The organism is Citrobacter sp. Awk 4, from assembly GCF_028069725.1.
Classification (GTDB): Bacteria; Pseudomonadota; Gammaproteobacteria; order Enterobacterales; family Enterobacteriaceae; genus Citrobacter_D.
On record NZ_JANEWG010000032.1, the window covers coordinates 18,187 to 40,772 of the forward strand.

A 22,586-nucleotide genomic window follows, 5' to 3' on the forward strand; every position below is an offset into this window, starting at 1 on the left:
CAGTTACTGGCCGCTGAGAACTCTCGCTGGATCGATATTACTGGCGCGTCGCGCCGGATACCAACTGGCTAACAAGCTCAGCAACAATGCCGTGACCAGCACATAAATAACATCCAGCCAGTGTAATTCGGATGGCAGGAAGTCGATAAAATAGATATCCCCGGACAAAAACTGATGGCCGATAATCTTCTCAATACCTTCAATGATGGGGGTCAGTTGCAATGAAACGACAACGCCAATAACCACTCCACACAGGCTACCAAACAGCCCCGCCAGCAATCCATACCAGACGAAAATGGCACGAATCAAACCGTCTTTGGCGCCCAGTGTTCTTAATACGGCAATATCGCCACTCTTGTCTTTTACCGCCATCACTAAAGTCGAGACGATATTAAAACAGGCCACGCCGATCACCAGCACCATCGCCAGATACATAATGGCGCGGATCATCTGAATATCGCGATACATATAACCGTAAGTCCCAATCCAGCTCTTAATGTAAACGTAGCTATTGGTCACTTCGCCTGCGTCACGTACCAGTTTGTTGGCGTTAAAGACATCGTTAACTTTGATAGCAATACCGGAAACACTGGACCCCATATCCAGATACTGCTGCGCATCGGTCATCGGGATCATCGCAAAACTGTGATCAAGCTGGCCGCTCAATTGCAAAATCCCCGCGACATGCAGGCGCACGCGTTTAGGCTGCATCAGTTTATGATCCGCATTGGAATTTGGGATCATGATCGAGACCCAGTCGCCCTGTTTGACTTTCAGCGCGTCTGCCACACCTTTGCCGATAATAATTTGCTGTTCACCGGCTTTAAAGTTATTCCAGGCATGGTTTTGCACAAACGAGGGAAGCGCGCTCAGCTGCTGTTCCTGTTTCGGATCAACCCCTTTCACCTGAATGGCGCGCAGATTAGCACCGCTCTCCACCAGTCCGGTAAAGTTGATATACGGTGCCGCCGCCGCAATGCCCGGCACCTTCTGCACGTTCTCCAGCGCTTCGCGCCAGTTAGTCCACGGCTGATTCACCGCTTCAATTTCACCGTGCGGAACCACTGCCAGAATACGGTTGTTCAGCTCACGTTCAAAACCGTTCATCGCGCTTAAACCGACGATCAGCACCGCCACCCCCAGCGCAATACCGATAGTCGAAATCACAGAGATCAGCGAGACCATACCGCCGCGCCGACGGCCACGGCTAAAACGCAGCCCAATCAATAACGATAAAGGCGAAGCCATTACTCTGCTCCCATCAGGCTCAATTCCGCCGTCAGGCGACCATCACGCATTTCAAGCTGACGGTTCATCCGTTTCGCCAGTTGCAGATCGTGGGTCACGACCAAAAAGGCGGTGCCCTGAGAACGATTCAACTCGCCTAAAAGCTGGAAAATACTGTCGGCGTTACGCGCATCCAGGTTCCCTGTGGGTTCATCTGCCAGTACCAGTCGTGGATTGTTGACCAGCGCACGCGCAATCGCCACACGCTGGCGCTCGCCGCCGGAAAGCTCAGAAGGACGGTGGCTGGCGCGATGATCCAGTCCCACCGCTTTCAGCATTTCACGCGCGCGTTCGCTAATTTCCGCCGGTTTCTTTTTGCCGATCAGTAACGGCATGGCAACGTTTTCCAGCGCGCTGAAATCCGGCAGCAGATGGTGGAACTGATAGATAAAGCCGAGTTTTTGATTGCGCAACTCCGCTTTTGCGGTCGAGGAGAGCTTACTCATCGGTTGGCCGCTAAAAATCACATCGCCCGAAGTCGGCGTATCCAGTCCGCCCAGCAGATGCAGCAAGGTACTTTTACCCGAACCGGAGCTGCCCACGATCGCCATCATTTCGCCTTCGTCTACGCTAAAACTGACATCATGCAGCACGTCGGTTTGCACAGTGCCTTCCTGATAGCGTTTGCACAGGTTGTCGCATTGCAACAGGATCTTATTCATAACGTAAAGCCTCAGCGGGTTGAGTGGCGGCAGCGCGCCAGGAAGGATAAAGCGTAGAAAGCAGTGCGATAGCCATTGCCACCAGCGCGATGACAATCACCTGCAGCGGCTCAATGGCCACAGGCAGCGCGGCGCCGTCCAGGATCGCGCCAATCACTGGCATCAGATTATTCAACTGACTGGCCAGTAATGCGCCCAATGCCGCCCCCAGCAGCGCGCCGATGATACCAGCACTCGCCCCCTGAACCATAAAGACCATCATGATTTGGCGCGGCGTCAGTCCCTGCGTTTGCAAAATAGCCACTTCTCCTTGCTTTTCCATCACCATCAAGCCCAGCGAAGTAATAATGTTGAATGCGGCGACTGCCACGATCAGGCTCAACAACAGCCCCATCATGTTCTTTTCCATTCTTACCGCCTGGAACAGTTCGCCTTTGCGCTCACGCCAGTCCTGCCATTTTGTCCCTGCCGGCAACGTTTGCTGACTGAGGGTGTCGACTTTCAGCGGTTCATTCAGCCACAAACGCCAGCCGGTGATATTCCCGGCCGGATAGCGCATCAAACGCGAGGCATCCTGAATATTGACCAGCATCTGGTAGCCATCGACTTCGCTGTTTGCCGCGAAGGTGCCAATCACCGTAAACAAGCGCTGGCTTGGCAGCCGTCCCATCGGGGTAAACTGGCTGGCGGAAGGTACCATCACGCGAATTTGATCGCCGCGATTCACCCCCAACTGCCCGGCGAGCTGCTCGCCAAGGATGACATTATACTTGCCCGGTTCGAGGGAGGTTTGCTTCACATTGACCAGATACGGCGTTAGCGGATCTTTTTGCGCCGGATCGATACCCAGCATAACCCCTACCGCCACACTGCGCGCACTTTGCAGGACGACATCGCCCGTCGTCAGAGGCGCAATACGATTCACGCCATTTAAGACGACGGCTTTTTCCGGTAACTGCTGAGGATTGAGGGAACCTTGCTCAGACGAGAGAATGGCCTGAGGCATCAGGCCAAGAATATTGTTTTGCAGTTCGCGTTCAAAACCGTTCATGACCGACAATACCGTCACCAGCGCCATCACCCCAAGGGTAATGCCAATGGTGGAGAGCCAGGAGACAAAGCGACCGAAGCGATCTGCTGCACGCCCACGCATGTAGCGCAGGCCGATGAATAGAGCGACAGGTTGATACATGAAATCCGTCTGGTTGCGGTTAGCAAAGTCACGAGTATATAAGCGAAAGCGGAATGGGTAAATGACTGAACCGCAAGTGTTCGTCAGTGTTATTCCTAAAAGTATCCACAAATCAATTTACTAAAGTGACCCACTCCGAGCCCTCATCCTGACCTGATCTTTATCTTAAAAATATAAAAAGCAGATTGTTACGCATTACAGCAACGCGCATGACCCGCAGGATCGCAGGCTACGTCGAACAATACGGGCAGGCCGTTTTTATGAAACAAAAAGAATTATGGATTAACCAAATCAAAGGGTTATGCATTTGTCTGGTGGTCATCTATCACTCGGTAATCACCTTTTATCCTCACCTCACTACCTTCCAGCATCCCTTTTCGCAAGTGCTGTCTAAATGTTGGATCTATTTCAATCTCTACCTTGCGCCGTTTCGTATGCCCGTTTTTTTCTTTATTTCGGGGTATTTAATCCGCCGTTATATTGACGCTGTTCCCTGGAAGGCGTGTGTGGAAAAACGCATCTGGAGTATTTTGTGGGTCCTCGCGCTGTGGGGCGTTGTGCAATGGCTGGCATTAACCTCGCTCAATCACTGGCTGGCGCCAGACCGGGATCTCAGCAGTAGCGCGAATGCGGCCTACGCCACCAGCGTAAACGCGTTCCTGCACGGGATGCTCACTGCCAGTACCAGCCTGTGGTACCTATATGCGCTGATCGCCTATTTTGTCCTGTGTAAACTCTTCGCCCGCTGGGCAAAACCCCTGTTCGCCCTCTTTGTTTTACTGAGCGTCACGATCAATTTTCTCCCGACCCCGTGGTGGGGGATGAACAGCGTCATCCGTAATCTTCCCTGGTACAGCCTCGGCGCCTGGTTTGGCGCGTCGCTCATGGCGGAAATTAAACAGACGCCGCTACGGCGTCATCCTGTTGCTATGCTGACCCTCGCCGTGGCAGCCGTTGTCGCATGGCTGGCAAACATCGCCCTGCTCCTTTCGTTTGTTTCAATCGTACTGATCACGAAAGCGTTTTATCAGTTCGAACAGCGTTACGGCATGCGTTCTACTGGTCTGCTCAACGTCATCGGCTCCAACACCATTGCTATCTACACGACCCACCGTATTCTGGTTGAAGCGCTCAGCTTAACCCTGATCCCAAAACTGAATCAGGCGTTATGGTCGCCTCAGATTGAGCTTACTCTGTTGCTTACCTATCCCTTCCTCAGTCTGCTGCTGTGTACCCTGGCGGGACTTGCCGTGCGTACCGTCTCGCAGAACCTCTTTGCCGATCTCTTCTTCTCGCCCCCTTCCCGCCTGGTCGCAACGAGTCCGTCCGCGTAAGTTTTTCGCCCCTGTTCGGGGGCGAATCATTTGCTAATGAGTAATGATCAAGGATAATAAAGAGCATTGCTTATCAGTCATATGCCCCCATAGTGTGGTGTATACCCAAAAGAGATCCTGACAACCGAATGCCTGAAAAACAACGTTATACTCTGCCGACGAAGGCCGGCGATCAGCGCCAGTTGGGTGAGCTTACCGGTGCGGCTTGCGCCACACAGGTCGCGGAGATTGCCGAGCGTCACGCGGGCCCCATCGTGCTTATTGCGCCGGATATGCAGAATGCCCTGCGACTGCATGATGAAATTGGCCAGTTCACCGATCAGATGGTGATGAATCTGGCAGACTGGGAAACGCTCCCCTACGACAGTTTTTCGCCGCACCAGGAGATAATCTCCTCGCGTCTCTCCACGCTGTATCAGCTCCCGTCGATGCAACGCGGCGTACTGATCGTGCCGGTCAATACCCTGATGCAGCGCGTCTGCCCCCACAATTATCTGCATGGTCACGCGCTGGTGATGAAAAAAGGTCAGCAATTGTCGCGCGATGCATTGCGCGCGCAACTGGAGAGCGCCGGGTATCGTCATGTTGATCAGGTTATGGAACACGGCGAATACGCCACCCGCGGCGCGTTGCTGGATCTGTTCCCGATGGGCAGCGAGCAACCTTATCGTCTCGATTTCTTTGATGATGAGATAGACAGCCTGCGTCTGTTCGACACCGACACCCAACGCACGCTGGAAGAAGTTTCGGCGATTAACCTGCTGCCTGCGCACGAATTCCCGACGGACAAAGCGGCCATTGAGTTGTTCCGTAGCCAGTGGCGCGACACCTTTGAGGTGAAACGCGACCCTGAACATATTTATCAGCAGGTTAGCAAAGGCACGTTACCGGCGGGAATCGAATACTGGCAGCCGCTGTTTTTCAGCGAGCCGCTGCCGCCGCTGTTTAGTTACTTTCCGGCGAATACGCTACTGGTGAACACCGGGAACCTGGAAACCAGCGCAGAGCGCTTCCAGGCCGATACCCTGTCACGTTTCGAAAATCGCGGCGTTGACCCCATGCGCCCGCTTTTACCGCCGGAATCGCTCTGGCTTCGCGTTGATGAACTTTTTTCCGAGCTTAAACGCTGGCCCCGCGTACAACTCAAAACCGAGCATCTGCCGGAAAAAGCCGCCAATACCAATCTGGGTTTCCAGAAACTCCCCGACCTGGCGGTGCAGGCGCAGCAAAAAGCCCCGCTGGATGCCCTGCGTAAGTTCCTGGAAGCCTTTACCGGTCCGGTCATTTTCTCCGTAGAAAGCGAAGGTCGCCGGGAAGCCCTCGGTGAACTGCTAGCCCGCATCAAGATTGCGCCTAAGCGAATCCTACGTCTGGATGAAGCGAGCGATGCAGGCCGCTACCTGATGATTGGCGCGGCGGAACACGGATTTATCGACACGCAGCGTAATCTGGCGCTGATTTGTGAAAGCGATCTGCTCGGTGAGCGCGTCGCGCGGCGTCGTCAGGATACCCGCCGCACCATCAACCCGGATACGCTTATTCGCAACCTGGCGGAGTTGCATCCGGGCCAGCCTGTCGTTCACCTGGAGCATGGCGTGGGTCGTTATGCCGGTATGACCACACTGGAAGCGGGTGGTATCAAAGGTGAATATCTGATGCTCACCTACGCCAATGACGCCAAATTGTACGTTCCGGTATCGTCACTGCACCTGATCAGCCGTTACGCGGGCGGAGCGGAAGAAAATGCGCCGCTGCATAAACTGGGCGGTGACGCGTGGTCGCGCGCCAGACAGAAAGCGGCAGAAAAAGTGCGCGATGTGGCGGCAGAATTGCTGGATATTTATGCCCAACGCGCGGCCAAAGAGGGCTTCGCCTTTAAACACGATCGTGAACAATACCAGTTATTCTGCGACAGCTTCCCGTTTGAAACCACGCCTGACCAGGCACAGGCCATCAATGCGGTTCTCAGTGATATGTGCCAGCCGCTGGCGATGGACCGTTTAGTCTGTGGCGACGTTGGTTTTGGTAAAACCGAAGTGGCGATGCGCGCGGCGTTTCTGGCGGTGGAAAACCACAAACAGGTGGCGGTGCTGGTCCCGACAACCCTGCTTGCCCAGCAACATTTCGATAACTTCCGCGATCGCTTTGCCAACTGGCCGGTGCGTATTGAGATGCTCTCTCGCTTCCGGAGCGCCAAAGAGCAGACGCAAATCCTTGAGCAAGTCGCCGAAGGTAAGATCGACATTTTGATTGGCACCCATAAACTGCTCCAAAACGATGTAAAACTGAAAGATTTAGGCCTGTTGATTGTCGATGAAGAGCACCGTTTTGGCGTCCGTCACAAAGAGCGCATTAAAGCCATGCGCGCAGATGTGGACATTCTGACGCTGACGGCGACGCCGATCCCGCGTACGCTGAATATGGCGATGAGCGGTATGCGCGATCTCTCTATTATCGCCACCCCGCCCGCCCGTCGTCTGGCGGTCAAAACCTTTGTCCGTGAATACGACAACCTGGTGGTGCGTGAGGCAATCCTGCGTGAAGTGTTGCGTGGCGGCCAGGTGTATTACCTGTTCAACGATGTGGAGAATATTCAGAAAACGGCGGACCGCCTGGCGGAACTGGTGCCCGAAGCGCGGATCGCGATTGGTCACGGACAGATGCGCGAGCGCGAGCTGGAACGCGTGATGAATGACTTCCACCATCAACGCTTTAACGTCCTGGTGTGTACCACGATTATCGAAACCGGGATCGACATTCCCACCGCCAACACCATTATTATCGAACGCGCCGATCACTTCGGTCTGGCGCAATTGCACCAGTTGCGTGGCCGTGTGGGTCGCTCGCATCATCAGGCGTATGCCTGGCTGCTGACGCCGCATCCAAAAGCCATGACCCCCGATGCGCAAAAACGCCTCGAGGCCATCGCGTCGCTTGAGGATCTGGGGGCGGGCTTTGCACTGGCAACGCACGATCTCGAAATTCGCGGCGCGGGGGAATTACTCGGCGAAGATCAGAGCGGTTCGATGGAAACCATCGGTTTCTCGCTCTATATGGAGCTGCTGGAAAACGCCGTCGATGCACTGAAAGCCGGACGTGAACCGTCACTGGAAGACCTCACCAGCCAACAGACGGAAGTTGAACTGCGCATGCCGTCGCTGTTGCCGGACGATTTTATCCCTGATGTAAACACCCGTCTCTCTTTCTACAAACGTATCGCCAGTGCAAAAAGTGAAAACGAACTGGAAGAGATCAAGGTAGAACTGATCGACCGCTTTGGGCTGTTGCCTGATCCCGCCCGCACGCTGCTGGAGATTGCCCGTCTGCGCCAGCAGGCGCAAAAACTCGGCATTAAAAAGCTGGAGGGCAACGAAAAAGGCGGCATCATCGAATTCGCCGAGAAAAACCACGTCAATCCGGTTTGGCTTATCGGTCTGTTGCAGAAACAGCCACAGCACTTCCGTCTGGACGGCCCCACCCGGCTGAAGTTTATTCAGGAACTGGGTGAACGTAAAACCCGCATCGAATGGGTACGTCAGTTCATGCGGCAACTGGAAGAAAACGCAGTCGCGTAATCACTGTGCCGGGTGGCGCCACGGCTCACCCGGCACAGGATTTACAAACTCTTTGCATTTCCCCTGCACTTCCCGACATAGCCAGCCGTCATAATCCCTGTTTACGTTATCGCAACAATAACCCTGTGATTTACATGGATTTATGGTAATGAAATTACACATGCGTTTTTCTCGCTGGCTGGCATTTTGTGCCCTCGCTGCCACCGTGGCGGTTGCACTACCAGCCAAAGCGAACACCTGGCCACTGCCTCCGGCGGGTAGCAAGCTGGTGGGCGAAAACAAATTTCACGTCGTTGAAAACAACGGCGGCTCGCTGGAATCGATCGCAAAGAAATACAATGTGGGTTTTCTGGCGCTGTTACAGGCAAACCCTGGGGTTGATCCTTATGTTCCACGCGCGGGCAGCGTGCTAACCATCCCCTTGCAAACGCTCCTGCCAGACGCGCCGCGCGTAGGTATCGTGATCAACCTGGCGGAGTTACGTCTGTACTATTACCCGCCGGGGAAAAACACGGTCACCGTCTACCCGATCGGTATCGGTCAGTTAGGCGGCGATACATTGACGCCAACAATGGTGACAACCATCTCTGACAAACGCGCCAATCCGACCTGGACCCCAACAGCGAATATTCGCGCCCGTTACAAAGCGCAAGGGGTTGATCTCCCTGCAGTGGTCCCTGCCGGGCCGGATAACCCGATGGGGCATCATGCGATTCGCTTAGCCGCCTACGGTGGGGTCTATCTGTTGCATGGCACCAATGCCGATTTTGGTATCGGTATGCGCGTCAGCTCAGGGTGTATTCGCTTACGTGACGGTGACATTGAGACACTGTTCCGCCAGGTCACGCCCGGGACAAAAGTGAATATCATCAATACGCCAATCAAAGCCTCAGTGGAACCGGGAGGTGTGCGTCTGGTGGAAGTTCATCAGCCGTTGTCGAAGAATCTGAACGATGACCCGCAGGTATTGCCCATTGAATTGAACAGCGCAATGCAGGCATTTAAAGCCTCAGCGCAAACCGATGCAGCGGTCATGGAGCATGTTATGGAACTGCGCTCCGGTATGCCGGTGGATGTCACCCGTCATCAGGGTGCCGTACCGCAGTCTATGTAGAGACTCAGCACGTAAAAAACCCGCAATATCGCGGGGTTTTTTATGGCAAACAAAAGGGCATTAATGAGGGGTAATGCTTATTTGTAAATAACCGCCGTCCCGTGCAGCGTGTTAGGACCGGTAACGGAAGTAATACGGAAGGATTTTGCCCCCATCTCATCCGCTTTCTGTGCCAGTTGATCTTCCAGAGAACCCAGATTGGTCCCTGCATTCGCAGAGATAGTGCCCACTTTTTGTTGACCGGCAGGCGTTGACTGAACTTCAACAGCCGCGACGCTTGCAAAAGAAAGTGAACTCAGAACAGCAGCAACGATAAGGGTTTTTACGTTTTTCATGATAGTGACCTGTAGCAGATGAATGATGTCGTCAGCATTAACTTAACGATCGATAGTTAAATCATAGATGTGATCCAGGTCACACGTCAATGTATTTTTGTAACGCACGTTAATTAAATTATAAATACCTTATTTTTCAGCACGGTAAGATTAATTTATTTTTATCCTGAATGCGCTGGAGACTGAGCGCGTTTATTTTTATAATGGTTGTTCAATAAACCCAACCAGGTACAACGGCACCATGACAACTACCCCGACAAGTTGCGCAAAAAAAAGCCGTGGCCGACCAAAAGTGTTCGACAGGGAAGCCGCGCTTGATAAGGCCATGACACTCTTCTGGCAACATGGCTATGAAGCGACATCACTCTCCGACCTCGTAGAAGCAACCGGTGCGAAAGCGCCAACGCTGTATGCGGAATTTACCAACAAGGAAGGGCTATTTCGCGCCGTGCTGGATCGCTACATTAGCCGCTTTGCGGCAAAGCACGAGGCGCAGCTCTTCTGCGAAGAAAAAAGTGTTGAATCGGCGCTCGAAGATTATTTCACCGCCGTTGCGACCTGCTTTACCAGCAAAGAGACCCCCGCCGGATGCTTTATGATTAATACTTCCGCGACGCTGGCAGCCTCCTCCCGTGATATTGCGCATACGGTCAAATCACGCCATGCAATGCAGGAACAGACACTGGCCCAATTCCTCCGTCAACGACAAGAGCGCGGCGAAATTCCAGCGCATTGTGATCCGCAGAGTCTGGCAGAGTTTCTGAACTGTATATTGCAGGGGATGTCGATAAGCGCCCGCGAAGGTGCAACCTTTGAGAGGCTGATGTTGATCACTCGCACCACGCTAAAACTGTGGCCTGAGATGCTGAAATAGTACGTTAACCAGGGAACATGGCTCTCTTGTTTCGCTACACCACTAGCCGTTGTTGAGTGGTGGACATAAAAAAGCCCCTCAGCCTGAGCGAATGAGGGGCAAGTGTGCAGAGTACAGCTATTTTTACGCTTTGTTAGTCAAAATGAGCTGGCCGTTATTATCCAGAGGGATCTGCGCACCAGGATCTTTGTCCATGCGAATTTTGCCCTGCTGGTCGCCAATTTTGTAAGTGACATCATAACCCAGCATTTTTTCAGACTTGTCATACACCGTTTTGCAACGCTGCTGGGTGGAGGTATATGTGTCATTTTCCTGCATTGAGCCCTGGATCTGGTTACCAGCATAACCGCCGCCCAGCGCACCCACGACCGTAGCCACATCTTTACCACGACCACCGCCAAACTGATGACCAATGACGCCACCCGCAACCGCACCCAGTACAGAGCCGGCGATACGGTTTTCATCCTGTACCGGTTTACGATGCGTGACCGTCACGTTATGGCACTCCTGACGCGGAGTCTTAACCGTTTCCTTAATCGGTGTCGCAGAGACAACCTGAGCATACTGCGGGCCACGGTCTAAGACATTAAGACCGGCGACAGCCGCAACGCCCAGCGCAGCCGCTACGCCAATCCCGATACCCGCCAACATTGATTTATTCACGGGAACTCCTCCTTTTTTGCTATTAGTAACAATTTTGCAACGGGTGGGAGAGTAAGCAAATCAGACAACGGATGAAAAGTAGGGGTTTGAGCGGCGAAACAGGATGATTCGGAGTACTCCGAAGCGCATAACAAGGACTGGCGCGATAACACCGTTAGTTTAAAACCGAGATATCCGGGGCGACCACCGGGTTTGGCGTCCCTCCGGGAACCAAATCCCGGTGTTTCCCCTCATTCATTAGCTTAAATGGCCGGTGTTAACTGATGGGAGGATTTTCTGTAAAAACTCACCGGCACAAACGGCCGGTGAGTAAAGAGATCATTAATGAAGTTTCAGACGAGGGCGGATCACACGGTTTATGCTGCCAACCAGCATCATCAACCCGGTTTTGAAGTAACCGTGCAATGCAATCTGGTGCATACGGTACAGCGAAATATAGACGAAGCGGGCGATGCGCCCTTCTATCATCATGGATCCGCGCGTCAGATTTCCCATCAAACTCCCCACGGTAGAGAAGTTGGACAGTGACACCAGAGAACCGTGATCTTTGTACTGGTACGCCTTCAGCGGTTTGCCGTTCATCTGCGCCAGGATGTTATTCATCGCGCAGGTTGCCATCTGGTGCGCCGCCTGAGCACGTGGCGGTACAAAGCCCCCTTCCGGACGCGCACAGGATGCACAGTCGCCAATGGCGTACACATCAGGATCACGCGAGGTCTGCAGGGTCGGTTCCACCACCAGCTGATTGATACGGTTGGTTTCCAGACCGCCGATATCTTTCATAAAGTCTGGCGCTTTAATACCTGCCGCCCACACCATCAGATCGGCTTCGATGTATTCGCCCTCTTTGGTGTGAAGTCCGCCTGCATCAGCACTGGTCACCATCGTCTGCGTCAACACCCGTACGCCCAGTTTGGTCAATTCGCTATGCGCTGCGCCGGAAATACGCGGCGGTAATGCTGGCAGAATACGTTCTCCGGCTTCAACCAGCGTCACATTCAGCGCTTCGTTGGTCAGCCCTTTGTAACCGTAACTGTGCAGTTGTTTCACCGCATTATGCAGTTCTGCTGAGAGTTCAACGCCCGTTGCGCCACCGCCGACAATGGCGATGTTAACCTTGCCGTTCGCCCCCAGGTTTGCGGAGTATTTCAAAAACAGGTTCAACATTTCCTGATGGAAACGACGCGCCTGATGGGGGTTATCGAGGAAAATGCAGTGCTCTTTCACGCCAGGCGTATTGAAGTCATTGGAGGTACTTCCCAGCGCCATCACCAGTGTGTCATAGGCTATCTTACGCTCCGGTACTAACAGGTCACCTTTTTCATCACGCAGTTCAGCAATGGTTATCGTTTTTGCTTCACGATCGATATCCATCACCGACCCGAGTTGAAACTGGAAGCCATGATTGCGCGCATGTGCCAGGTAGCTCAGCGCATCCACACCTTCATCCAGCGAACCGGTCGCCACTTCGTGCAGCAGCGGTTTCCACAGATGGCTGTGGTTTCTGTCCACCAGCGTAATTTTCGCTTTTTTCTTGCGACCCAGTTTTTTACCCAACTGCGTCGCCATTTCCAGCCCGCCAGCACCACCGCCGACAATCACGATTTTTTTCAATGGTGTAGTCAAGGTGACCCCCTCAAATTAATTAACCAATTGTTAATTAAACGTTATAGACATAGCCTTTAATTAACAACAAGTTACGACAATGAAAAACGACTTCGACAGTGAGAATAACACGAACGGTGCATTGGTCATACCAAAATTGATATGTATCAAGTTTTCTCGCTGAAAAGTTAAACAACACGTGCTACGGACACAAAAAAACCAGCCCGAAGGCTGGTCTTGCAAAACCGTCTGACCGTATTAACCCAGGGTCTTAAAGGCTTTAATTCGCTGTAAATGAGGCGAGATATTCTTGAACTTGTGAGTTTGCTCTTCATCCCACACTATTTCGTAGAAATGGTGTAACTCTTCTGACGAACGTTGGCTGTTCAGGGTTTCATCATGGCGAGAAAGGATCACCAGGCAACGATCGCGGTTCTTTTCCCGAAAGTTGGTGACGCACTTGGTGGCGATGTCGGCGTACTCTTCCGGACGGTCAATTTTGCCTTCCATGTTCTCATACGGGAACAGATTAGGATTAAACACCACCTGGCGGATATCACAGAGAAAACCGATCCGTTCCGCCCAGTAGCCGCCAAGACCCACACCGCAAATTAAAGGGCGGTCGTCCACGTTGAGCTGCAACATTTTGTCCACTTCTTTAAGCAGATGCTGCATATCATGTTTAGGATGCCTCGTGCTGTAGCTGATCAGCCTGACATCCGGGTCAATAAATTGCAGTTGCAGCACTTTCTCGTGGTTACCCGGACTGTTCGAGTCAAAACCGTGTAAATAGATAATCATCGCATCCTCACCAAAACCCGACTCCCCTGACGGGAGTATTAATGACCTGCTTTCTCTTCCTGCCAGCGTTCATGCAGTTGGATAAGCTGGGCGCTGACGGTTTTCCAGCGCTCAGAATCCATGAGTTCCTGGCGCGAAAATGAACCTTTATGATACAAACGTGTAACACGTTCTGCATTGATCGGCGACAGATTATCTAACACGCTGACCGCACCTTTACGATTATTGCAGACCAGGATCATATCGCAACCTGCATCCAGTGAAGCCTGACCACGTTCTGCGTAGCTGCCCATAATCGCCGCACCTTCCATCGACAAATCGTCAGAGAAAATCACGCCGTCAAACCCCAGCTCACCGCGCAGTACTGTTTTCAGCCAGTGCGCAGAGCCACTCGCCGGGCGCGGATCCACATCGCTGTAAATCACGTGTGCTGGCATAATGGCATCAAGCTTGTTCCCGGTGATCAACGCCTGGAAAACAGACATGTCTTTGGCGCGGATTTCCGCTTCCGGGCGGGGATCGCGAGGCGTTTCTTTATGGGAGTCCGCCGTAACAGCCCCGTGGCCCGGGAAGTGTTTGCCGGTGGTTTTCATGCCAGCGGCATGCATACCGTCAATGAAGCGCGTCGCCATTGCCAACGCTTTTTCCGGTTCGGCATGATAAGAACGCTCACCAATGGCCGCGCTGATATGTCCGACATCAAGAACCGGAGCAAAGCTGATATCGATATCCATAGCGATCATTTCACTGGCCATCAGCCAGCCCGCCTCCTGAGCCAGCTTTCCGCCCTCTTCCAGCCCCAGCAACGCGGCAAAAGATTGCGCGGCCGGTAAGCGAGTAAAGCCTTCGCGAAAACGCTGCACGCGTCCGCCTTCCTGATCGACTGCCACGACCAGATGATTGCGCGACGCAGCCCGAATCTGGCGCACCAGTTCTCGCAGCTGTTTCGGATCATGGTAATTACGGGTGAAGAGAATGAGACCGCCTACCTGCGGATGCGCAAGGATCTCGCGCTCTTCGGCATCCAGTTCAAATCCTTCAACATCCAACATTACTGGGCCCACACTGCTCTCCTTATTTTTTCGTTGTTAGCTGACGCCAGGTTTCATCGGCCAGCCTGATAAATTGTTGTTCGCCGGTCTGTTGCCAGCGGTACTCAAACCACCCTGCTTTCAGCATCATTACCCAGGGTAGCCATAATCGGACCTGTCGCCAGAGGCATCGGGGATCAATATGCGCGCGCTTAGCATAAGCGGCGATTAACTGCTGATGCTGGAACGCATCATCCACCCACACCGCCGCCAGTTCCAGAGCAATATCGCCGTCTCCGGCATATTCCCAGTCAATCAATCGTAACCCTGACGCCGTGTGCACCAGATTGCCGCCATGAACATCCATATGCAAAGGACCGAGACGCAGAGGACGGGGTTCACGCGCTGTTCGCAGCCGTTTTAACTGTCGTAACCAGCCAGGCGTCCGACGCGCCGGATCGCAACACTGCCAGTATTGCTCCAGCAACGGCAACAGCGTTACCCGCCAGCCAAAACACGGTTGCTGATGCAGATGATACAGCAAGCCCGCCAGCGCGTCGGCGTCCGGTAATCTGGATTTTACCTCGCCCGCTAAATAGTCCACGGCCATCCAGCCTGGCGTATAGAATCGGGGACGGGTCACAAGCGTATCGGGCAAGCGGGAGAGCGCCCGGTACTGTCGCAAAAAATGCGACTCCGGCGCCTGAGGGTCATGGTGACAGCGAAGAACCAGACGATGGGTCGCATATTCAATGATGACACTCCCGCCGCTTAATCCGCGGTTGTTCGCGGCGACGGGATGGTATTGCGGAAAATAGCGCGACAAAACCTCGTCGCGCGTCAGCCGATTATTGTTGCTGGACTGCACCTTTACCTGACCAGATTATCTCGCCAGTCTGAACCAGCATAAGCTGCATTTGCAGCGTTGGGGCATTGACGTTACCCGTAGCACTAGAATAGAGCACATACTGCGCGCCAACGTTGCGGGCAATCCCGATGGCTTTACTGCGGGTACCCAGACTGTCGTGCGGAGACAAACCTAACTGTTGTTTCGCCAGTGACAACTGTTGCACCGAGACCAGCGTAAATTTGCCGTTATTCGCCAGCGCATTGCGTAACGTTTCCGTCGCTTCACCCGCATTGAGGGAGCCATTGGTACGGTTGTTTACGCTGTCAACCAGCAGAACATTACCTGCCGCGATCCCGCCCGCCTGCAACATTTTTCCGACCATCGGCTGCATGGCGCCGTTCCAGTCATAGTGACGAACGCGCGGTGCGGGCTGCGCAGTCTGATCTTCATGCTCAATGGGACCCGGCTGCTGAGGAACCGTCGGCACCGTCGGTACGACAGGCACAGGTTGCTCCGGCTGTACAGGCTGTTCCGGTGTCGGTTTTGCCTCATCAACGGGCGCGGGTTGTTCTCGTTGGGCCACACAACCCGAGAGGAATATCGCCAGCGCGGCTACCAGAGCGTAGCGATGTATTTTAGTTATCAAGATTCACCTCTTACAAATAAAGATAAAGTCTAACTTTATGCGCCCCCAGATAATTGGCGCTTCCGTACAGCGTAACCGACGAATGCGCCGGGATTGTTACGCTACGCGGCTTCTCCAGAGGGTGCATTTCCAGTCCTCTGGCGTCATACCAATAAAAACGATAATGAACGGTAACAGGTTCTTGTCTTTCATTATAAAGTCGTGAGGAGGCCGAAGTCTGAATATCGGACGTCGTCAACGCCGGAGGCTCTGCGGTGATCCCCGCCGCCAGTAACGTTGATTCCATAACCAGCGTCTGCTCATCACTCACCGGTATTTCAGGATGAGAACGGCAGCCGGCGAGCAACAGCACAGCCAATGACAGTGCAACGCATCCTCTCGTCATCATCAGAGACCTTTATGCGCAAGCATTGGACCCAGTGCGCGACCGCCTAACAGGTGCATATGGATGTGATATACCTCTTGTCCGCCATGACGATTGGTATTCATGATTAAACGATAACCGTCAGCAGCAATACCTTCCTGTTCAGCGATTTTCGCCGCCACCGTGATCATCCGACCCAGCGCCTGCTCGTGTTCAGCCGTAACGTCATTGACGGTTGGGATCAGAATATTAGGAATAATGAGGATATGTGTCGGCGCCTGGGGAGAGATATCACGAAATGCAGTGACCAGGGAGTCCTGATACACGATATCCGAGGGAATTTCACGACGGATGATTTTGCTGAAAATAGTTTCTTCTGCCACGACGTTTTCCTTTTTCATAATTAGCCCTTACGTTTCACCATGCTACGCTGAGCCAGATTGCGAGTATAGAGTATGAGCGAGTTACTCACGCTCTTTCAACTTTAACCCGCGATTTATTAAGTAAAAGCGTATCTGGTGCTGCGCTTATAGCCATTTCTTTCTCCTGAAGCAACCCACTGTTTCTGGCGAGCTGTCTGGCAGAAACAAAAAAAGCCGGTACACATCGTGTACCGGCTTGAGAGGAACCGTTTAAACGGGTTAGTCGAAGCGCAACTGCGGCAGGACGTCCTTCACCTGGGCCAGATAATCACGACGATCCGAACCTGTCAGCCCTTCAGTACGCGGCAGTTTCGCCGTCAGCGGGTTCACCGCCTGTTGGTTGACCCATACTTCGTAGTGCAGATGCGGACCGGTTGATCTTCCGGTATTCCCTGAAAGGGCGATGCGATCGCCGCGTTTCACTTTTTGCCCCGGTTTCACCAACAGTTTACGCAAGTGCATATAACGTGTGGTGTAGGTGCGTCCATGACGGATCGCGACGTAGTAACCCGCCGCACCGCTGCGTTTTGCCACGACAACTTCACCGTCACCCACCGACAACACCGGCGTACCTTGCGGCATGGCGAAATCGACGCCTTTATGCGGCGCAACACGTCCGGTAACCGGGTTCAGACGACGAGGATTAAAGTTAGACGAAATACGGAACTGTTTCGCCGTCGGGAAACGCATGAATCCCTTAGCAAGGCCGGTACCGTTGCGATCGTAGAATTTTCCATCCTCGGCGCGAATCGCATAGTAGTCTTTACCGTCAGAGCGTAACCGCACACCCAACAACTGGCTTTGCTCACGTTTGCCATCCAGTATTTCACGCGACATCAGTACCGAGAATTCATCGCCTTTTTTCAGTTTGCGGAAGTCCATCTGCCACTGCATGGCTTTGATCACCGCACTGATTTCTGCGCTGGTGAGACCTGCCTCTTTCGCACTGGAGACAAAACTGCCGCCTACGGTGCCTTTCATCAGGCTGTTAACCCAGTCACCTTGCTGCATCTCGCTGCTCATTTTGAAGCCATTGGCAGCCGTGCGATCGTAAGTCCGGGTTTCGCGGCGGGAGACTTCCCAGGTCAGACGCTGTAAATCGCCGTCGGCGGTTAACGTCCAGGAGAGTTGTTGACCAATTTTCAGGTTACGCAATTCTTTGTCTGCGGCAGCAAGCTGGCTGATATCGCCCATCTCAATACCATACTGGTTCAGGATGCTGCTCAGCGTATCGCCAGTGGAGACCACATATTCGTGGACACCCACCTCACTTGAGGTTTTATCATCCAGTTCATCCTGAGGAATCTCTTCATCTTCCTGCGCAGCCTGATCGATAGGTTCGCTCGCCTCAGGCAACAGCGACCGAATCTCACTTTTTTCCAGTTCGATGGTTTTGACGATCGGCGCGGACTCTGGATGATAAACGTATGGGCGCCACACCGCGACAGCAAGCGTCAGAACAGTAAGAGACCCCAGCATAACGCGGTGGGGTCTGGGCAGATTATTAAATGCCAGGGCGACAGAGCGGGCTATCTGTTGCACGTATTCACTTCCTCGTTAATCTCCTTTCAGGCAGCTCGCATACTGGTTCGCTAATTGAGTCAGAAACGCTGAATAGCTCGTTTTACCCAGTGTAATACGCGTTCCGAGGGGATCCAACGTTCCCATTCGAACGGATGTCCCTCTCGCAACGGCTTCAACGACCGCTGGCCTGAACTGTGGCTCAGCAAAAACGCAGGTTGCTTTTTGCTCAACCAACTGTGTTCTTATTTCGTGTAAACGCTGCGCACCAGGTTGAATCTCAGGGTTGACAGTGAAGTGACCAAGCGGCGTCAGTCCGAAGTGTTTTTCGTAGTAACCATAAGCATCATGAAAAACGAAATACCCTTTCCCCTTGAGCGGTGCGAGCTCGTTACCGACCTGTTTATCGGTTCGGGCTAATTGTGCCTCAAAATCCTTCAGGTTGGCGTCAAGTTTGCCTCGACTTTGCGGCATAAGTTCCACTAATTTTTCATGGATTGCAACCGCTGAGGACCGCGCTATCTCTGGGGAAAGCCAAAGATGCATGTTGTAGTCGCCGTGTTGGTGATGGTCGTCACCTTTTTCATCATGGGCAGGGTCATGATCATGCCCATCGTCATCATCGTCCCCCCCTTTCATGAGCAACGGTTTCACCGACGAAAGCTGCGCAATCGTTACCTGTTTTGATTCAGGAATATTCTTTACTGACTTTTCCATGAACGCTTCCATCTGTGGACCAATCCAGACCACTAAGTCCGCGTCCTGTAAGCGTTTTACGTCAGATGGACGCAGTGAGTAATCGTGTTCCGAGGCGCCATCCGGCAATAAAATTTCGGTCTCTGTCACACCATCTGCAATCGCGGAAGCGATGAAACCTAACGGCTTGAGAGAGGCGACGACGGCGGCATTTGCGGCGTGTGTTGCACTCCCCCAGAGAGCAGCGGATAATGCTGCGAAAAGAAGCGTATTTTTATGTAACATAATGCAACTAATCATCGTAATGAATATGTGGAATGTGATATTATAACATTCTATAACTTCTGCAAGCCTAAAATTGACATGACGACTTTGGTTTCACTGGAAAATGTTTCGGTCTCTTATGGTCAACGCCGCGTCCTTTCTGACGTGTCGCTTGAACTCAGACCCGGCAAAATTTTGACTCTCCTTGGCCCTAACGGTGCCGGAAAGTCCACCCTGGTACGCGTAGTATTAGGGCTCGTAACACCTGATGAAGGCGTTATCAAGCGCAACGGCCAGCTGCGCGTCGGCTATGTCCCGCAGAAACTGTATCTCGATACCACGCTCCCACTCACCGTAAACCGTTTTTTACGCTTACGTCCTGGTACACATAAATCAGACATTCTGCCTGCGCTTAAACGCGTTCAGGCAGGCCATTTGATTAACGCGCCAATGCAAAAGTTATCTGGCGGGGAAACGCAACGTGTCCTGTTAGCGCGCGCATTATTGAATCAACCTCAGTTGCTGGTGCTGGATGAGCCGACACAGGGTGTCGATGTTAACGGCCAGGTGGCGCTTTACGACCTCATCGACCAGTTGCGTCGCGAGCTCGACTGCGCGGTGTTGATGGTGTCGCATGACCTGCACCTGGTGATGGCCAAAACAGACGAAGTGCTGTGTCTGAATCACCACATTTGCTGCTCCGGTACGCCGGAAATTGTCTCAATGCACCCGGAGTTTATCTCCATGTTTGGGCCGCGCGGCGCAGAGCAGTTAGGCATTTATCGCCATCATCATAATCATCGCCATGATTTACAGGGCCGTATTGTATTACGCCGGGGAAATGGTCACTCATGATTGAATTCTTGTTACCTGGCTGGTTAGCCGGGATCATGCTGGCCTGCGCCGCAGGTCCGCTGGGCTCGTTCGTGGTCTGGCGTCGGATGTCATATTTTGGCGATACGCTGGCGCACGCTTCGCTGTTAGGCGTGGCATTTGGTCTGCTGCTGGATGTTAATCCGTTTTACGCGGTCATCGCCGTCACGCTGATACTGGCGGCAGGTCTGGTGTGGCTTGAGAAGCGCCCTCACCTTGCTATCGATACTTTGCTCGGCATTATGGCGCACAGCGCCCTGTCGCTGGGTCTGGTGGTGGTCAGTCTGATGTCGAACATCCGTGTAGATTTGATGGCTTACCTGTTTGGCGATTTACTGGCGGTAACGCCTGAAGATCTGATCTCCATCGCCATTGGCGTCATCATTGTTCTGGCGATTTTGTTCTGGCAGTGGCGTAATTTGCTGTCCATGACCATCAGCCCGGATCTGGCGTTTGTGGATGGGGTGAAAATTCAGCGCGTGAAACTGCTGCTGATGCTAGTGACAGCGTTAACGATAGGGGTGGCAATGAAGTTTGTCGGTGCGCTGATCATCACCTCATTGCTGATTATCCCGGCAGCCACGGCGCGTCGCTTTGCCCGAACGCCAGAGCAGATGGCGGGCGTTGCGGTAATTGTAGGAATGGTAGCGGTTACAGGCGGGCTGACCTTTTCGGCATTTTATGACACGCCAGCCGGCCCTTCGGTCGTTCTGTGCGCTGCGCTGCTGTTTATCCTCACCATGATGAAAAAACAGGCCAGTTGAGGCCTGTATTTTTGCCGGATGGCGCAGATAAGATGCGCCATCCGGCGCTAAGATCAGGGCATTTCCGGCGGCGCAATTCCGAAGTGATTCCACGCTCGCACCGTCGCCATTCGCCCGCGCGGTGTTCTCTGCAAAAAGCCTTGCTGAATCAAATACGGTTCCAGTACGTCCTCAATCGTTTCGCGCTCTTCACCGATAGCCGCAGCCAGGTTATCTAACCCGACAGGCCCACCAAAGAACTTATCGATCACCGCCAGCAACAGTTTGCGGTCCATATAGTCGAACCCTTCCGCATCAACGTTGAGCATATCCAACGCCTGAGCGGCAATATCCGCCGAGATGGTGCCGTCGTGCTTCACTTCGGCAAAGTCACGCACGCGGCGCAGCAGACGGTTGGCGATACGTGGCGTGCCGCGCGCACGGCGGGCGACTTCCAGCGCACCGTCATCACTCATCTCCAGCCCCATATACCGGGCGCTACGCCCAACGATATGCTGTAGATCCGCAACCTGGTAAAACTCCAGGCGCTGAACGATACCAAAACGATCGCGCAACGGGGAGGTTAATGAACCGGCGCGGGTGGTTGCGCCAATCAGGGTAAAAGGAGGCAGATCGATTTTTATCGAGCGCGCAGCAGGGCCTTCGCCAATCATGATATCGAGCTGATAGTCCTCCATCGCCGGGTACAAGACCTCTTCGACCACCGGAGACAGGCGGTGAATTTCGTCGATAAACAGAACGTCGTGAGGCTCGAGGTTGGTGAGCATCGCCGCCAGATCCCCTGCTTTCTCCAGTACAGGACCGGAGGTGGTGCGCAGGTTTACCCCCATTTCATTGGCGACAATATTCGCCAGCGTGGTTTTACCCAGACCCGGCGGACCGAAAATCAGCAGGTGGTCAAGCGCATCGCCGCGCAGCTTCGCCGCCTGGATAAAAATCTCCATCTGCGAGCGCACCTGCGGCTGGCCAACGTACTCCGCCAGCAGTTTGGGACGAATCGCCCGGTCTGCCACATCTTCTGGCAATGTGCTTTCTGCTGAAATCAGGCGGTCTGCTTCTATCATCCTCTACCTCACAGCGCGGCGCGGAGCGCTTCGCGGATCATTGTTTCGCTGCTGGCATCCGGGCGGGCAATTTTGCTGACCATCCGGCTGGCTTCCTGAGGTTTATAGCCCAGTGCCACCAACGCAGCAACCGCTTCCTGTTCAGCATCATCCGTTGCCGGGCTGGCTGGAGAGGTCAGCACCAGATCGGCGGCAGGCGTAAACAGATCGCCATGCAGGCCTTTGAAACGATCTTTCATTTCGACAATCAAACGTTCAGCCGTTTTCTTACCAATGCCCGGCAGTTTGACCAGCGCGCCCAACTCTTCGCGTTCAACCGCATTCACAAACTGCTGCGCCGACATGCCAGAGAGGATTGCCAGCGCCAGCTTCGGGCCGACGCCGTTCGTCTTAATCAATTCTTTAAACAGGGTACGTTCCTGTTTGTTGTTAAAGCCATACAGCAGTTGGGCATCTTCACGCACCACAAAATGGGTGAAGATAATCGCCTCCTGCCCCGCTTCCGGCAGCTCATAGAAGCAGGTCATCGGCATATGCACTTCATAGCCGACACCGCCCGTCTCCAGCAGTACTAACGGGGGTTGTTTTTCGAGAATAATGCCTCTGAGTCTGCCTATCACATGACGCTCCTGCGTTAATGGCTAAAAAG

The 22,586-nt window shown here is 53.4% G+C and carries 22 protein-coding genes; 6 read left to right on the forward strand and 16 right to left on the reverse strand.

Annotation, left to right across the window (positions count from 1 at the left end; translation table 11 throughout):
* Window positions 1-3: 3 nt before the first annotated feature.
* From lolE to lolC, 3 genes are read right to left on the reverse strand one after another with little or no spacing between them, the layout of a single operon-like run.
* Window positions 4-1,248 carry a lipoprotein-releasing ABC transporter permease subunit LolE gene (lolE, locus tag NNO04_RS14505; protein ID WP_271445265.1) on the reverse strand — a complete coding sequence of 415 codons (1,245 nt, stop codon included), beginning with the start codon at window positions 1,246-1,248 and terminating at the stop codon, window positions 4-6.
* Window positions 1,248-1,949, reverse strand: coding sequence for a lipoprotein-releasing ABC transporter ATP-binding protein LolD (gene lolD, locus NNO04_RS14510; RefSeq protein WP_271445266.1), 702 nt, complete (start codon window positions 1,947-1,949; stop codon window positions 1,248-1,250). Before lolD ends, lolE begins: the two co-directional genes overlap by 1 nt.
* Window positions 1,942-3,141 (reverse strand): lipoprotein-releasing ABC transporter permease subunit LolC, encoded by a 1,200-nt coding sequence (gene lolC, locus NNO04_RS14515; RefSeq protein ID WP_271445267.1) that lies wholly within the window; start codon window positions 3,139-3,141, stop codon window positions 1,942-1,944. The genes lolD and lolC overlap by 8 nt, the downstream gene beginning before the upstream one ends.
* A 260-nt stretch (window positions 3,142-3,401) precedes the next feature.
* On the opposite strand from lolC, the gene NNO04_RS14520 reads away from it, so the two are divergent.
* From NNO04_RS14520 to ldtC, 3 genes are all read left to right on the forward strand, one after another.
* A complete protein-coding gene (locus NNO04_RS14520; RefSeq protein WP_271445268.1) occupies window positions 3,402-4,475 on the forward strand; it encodes an acyltransferase family protein in 1,074 nt (357 codons plus the stop codon).
* A 128-nt stretch (window positions 4,476-4,603) separates the two neighbouring features.
* Window positions 4,604-8,050: a transcription-repair coupling factor gene (mfd, locus tag NNO04_RS14525; protein ID WP_271445269.1), complete on the forward strand. Its 3,447-nt coding sequence runs from the start codon at window positions 4,604-4,606 to the stop codon at window positions 8,048-8,050.
* Between the two features lie 148 nt (window positions 8,051-8,198).
* The gene (ldtC, locus tag NNO04_RS14530; RefSeq protein ID WP_271445270.1) at window positions 8,199-9,164 is read left to right on the forward strand and encodes a L,D-transpeptidase LdtC; all 966 of its coding nucleotides are present in this window, start codon (window positions 8,199-8,201) and stop codon (window positions 9,162-9,164) included.
* 77 nt (window positions 9,165-9,241) lie between these two features.
* Here ldtC and bhsA read toward each other — a convergent pair whose 3' ends face one another.
* Complete coding sequence (bhsA, locus tag NNO04_RS14535) at window positions 9,242-9,499, reverse strand: multiple stress resistance protein BhsA (RefSeq protein ID WP_271445271.1); 258 nt, start codon at window positions 9,497-9,499, stop codon at window positions 9,242-9,244.
* Window positions 9,500-9,740: 241 nt separating this feature from the next.
* On the opposite strand from bhsA, the gene comR reads away from it, so the two are divergent.
* Complete coding sequence (comR, locus tag NNO04_RS14540) at window positions 9,741-10,373, forward strand: TetR family copper-responsive transcriptional repressor ComR (protein WP_271445272.1); 633 nt, start codon at window positions 9,741-9,743, stop codon at window positions 10,371-10,373.
* A gap of 123 nt (window positions 10,374-10,496) precedes the next feature.
* Here the strand turns inward: comR and NNO04_RS14545 are convergent, their stop codons facing one another.
* From NNO04_RS14545 to znuA, 10 genes are all read right to left on the reverse strand, one after another.
* A complete protein-coding gene (locus NNO04_RS14545) occupies window positions 10,497-11,036 on the reverse strand; it encodes a glycine zipper 2TM domain-containing protein (RefSeq protein ID WP_271445273.1) in 540 nt (179 codons plus the stop codon).
* A 321-nt stretch (window positions 11,037-11,357) separates the two neighbouring features.
* Window positions 11,358-12,662, reverse strand: a complete 1,305-nt coding sequence (gene ndh, locus NNO04_RS14550; RefSeq protein ID WP_271445274.1) for an NADH-quinone dehydrogenase — start codon at window positions 12,660-12,662, stop codon at window positions 11,358-11,360.
* A gap of 237 nt (window positions 12,663-12,899) precedes the next feature.
* Window positions 12,900-13,442 carry an alpha/beta hydrolase YcfP gene (ycfP, locus tag NNO04_RS14555; protein ID WP_271445275.1) on the reverse strand — a complete coding sequence of 181 codons (543 nt, stop codon included), beginning with the start codon at window positions 13,440-13,442 and terminating at the stop codon, window positions 12,900-12,902.
* Window positions 13,443-13,480: 38 nt separating this feature from the next.
* Entirely contained in the window at window positions 13,481-14,506 is a 1,026-nt protein-coding gene (nagZ, locus tag NNO04_RS14560) for a beta-N-acetylhexosaminidase (protein ID WP_271445276.1), read from the reverse strand.
* Between the two features lie 10 nt (window positions 14,507-14,516).
* The gene (gene thiK / locus NNO04_RS14565) at window positions 14,517-15,341 is read right to left on the reverse strand and encodes a thiamine kinase (protein WP_271445277.1); all 825 of its coding nucleotides are present in this window, start codon (window positions 15,339-15,341) and stop codon (window positions 14,517-14,519) included.
* A complete protein-coding gene (lpoB, locus tag NNO04_RS14570) occupies window positions 15,322-15,966 on the reverse strand; it encodes a penicillin-binding protein activator LpoB (RefSeq protein WP_162383581.1) in 645 nt (214 codons plus the stop codon). The genes thiK and lpoB overlap by 20 nt, the downstream gene beginning before the upstream one ends.
* Window positions 15,967-15,979: 13 nt before the next feature.
* The gene (locus NNO04_RS14575; RefSeq protein ID WP_271445294.1) at window positions 15,980-16,354 is read right to left on the reverse strand and encodes a YcfL family protein; all 375 of its coding nucleotides are present in this window, start codon (window positions 16,352-16,354) and stop codon (window positions 15,980-15,982) included.
* Window positions 16,355-16,356: 2 nt separating this feature from the next.
* Window positions 16,357-16,716, reverse strand: coding sequence for a purine nucleoside phosphoramidase (hinT, locus tag NNO04_RS14580; RefSeq protein WP_271445295.1), 360 nt, complete (start codon window positions 16,714-16,716; stop codon window positions 16,357-16,359).
* A gap of 258 nt (window positions 16,717-16,974) precedes the next feature.
* Window positions 16,975-18,297 (reverse strand): murein DD-endopeptidase MepM, encoded by a 1,323-nt coding sequence (gene mepM, locus NNO04_RS14585; protein WP_271445278.1) that lies wholly within the window; start codon window positions 18,295-18,297, stop codon window positions 16,975-16,977.
* Between the two features lie 15 nt (window positions 18,298-18,312).
* Window positions 18,313-19,257, reverse strand: a complete 945-nt coding sequence (gene znuA, locus NNO04_RS14590) for a zinc ABC transporter substrate-binding protein ZnuA (RefSeq protein ID WP_271445279.1) — start codon at window positions 19,255-19,257, stop codon at window positions 18,313-18,315.
* A gap of 78 nt (window positions 19,258-19,335) precedes the next feature.
* Here znuA and znuC point away from each other — a divergent pair, with 78 nt between their 5' ends.
* Together znuC and znuB are read left to right on the forward strand one after the other, a co-directional pair.
* Window positions 19,336-20,091, forward strand: coding sequence for a zinc ABC transporter ATP-binding protein ZnuC (gene znuC, locus NNO04_RS14595; protein ID WP_192612494.1), 756 nt, complete (start codon window positions 19,336-19,338; stop codon window positions 20,089-20,091).
* Window positions 20,088-20,873, forward strand: coding sequence for a zinc ABC transporter permease subunit ZnuB (znuB, locus tag NNO04_RS14600; protein WP_271445280.1), 786 nt, complete (start codon window positions 20,088-20,090; stop codon window positions 20,871-20,873). The genes znuC and znuB overlap by 4 nt, the downstream gene beginning before the upstream one ends.
* A 53-nt stretch (window positions 20,874-20,926) precedes the next feature.
* Here znuB and ruvB read toward each other — a convergent pair whose 3' ends face one another.
* Window positions 20,927-21,937, reverse strand: a complete 1,011-nt coding sequence (ruvB, locus tag NNO04_RS14605; RefSeq protein WP_271445281.1) for a Holliday junction branch migration DNA helicase RuvB — start codon at window positions 21,935-21,937, stop codon at window positions 20,927-20,929.
* Between the two features lie 8 nt (window positions 21,938-21,945).
* Window positions 21,946-22,557, reverse strand: coding sequence for a Holliday junction branch migration protein RuvA (ruvA, locus tag NNO04_RS14610; RefSeq protein WP_162383565.1), 612 nt, complete (start codon window positions 22,555-22,557; stop codon window positions 21,946-21,948).
* Window positions 22,558-22,586: the final 29 nt, after the last annotated feature.